The organism is Promicromonospora kroppenstedtii DSM 19349 (assembly GCF_000515355.1).
GTDB lineage: Bacteria > Actinomycetota > Actinomycetes > Actinomycetales > Cellulomonadaceae > Promicromonospora > Promicromonospora kroppenstedtii.
The window spans coordinates 2,237-2,528 of sequence record NZ_KI911599.1; the positions used below are offsets into that span (position 1 = coordinate 2,237).

At 75.7% G+C, this 292-nt stretch carries 1 protein-coding gene; it reads left to right on the forward strand.

What is annotated here, in order from left to right; genetic code table 11:
- Positions 1–292 (forward strand): hypothetical protein (locus tag PROKR_RS33655; RefSeq protein ID WP_036959491.1); only part of this gene is annotated, 292 nt, incomplete at both ends.

The window sequence follows — 292 nt, forward strand, 5'->3', positions numbered from 1 at the left end:
TGGTCATCGCCTGGCACGACGCCACCAGCGACCGCAACCGGATCGGCACCATCAACCTGGCCGGACGGGACCTCGCCGTCCTGGAGTCCGACGACGGCGCGGCGCGTCCCGCCGAGCAGCGCCTCGCGTTCCGCACCAAGGCCGAGACGGACCTGAGCGTCACGGCGCTCGCCGTCGGCTCCAGCCGCACCCTCGCCGTGGCGGACGCCGCCGCCGGGACCCTGGAGATCCGCAGCCTCGACACGCTGGAGCCGACCGGCGGCGGCCCCGTGGACCTGCCCGACGGCGGTGT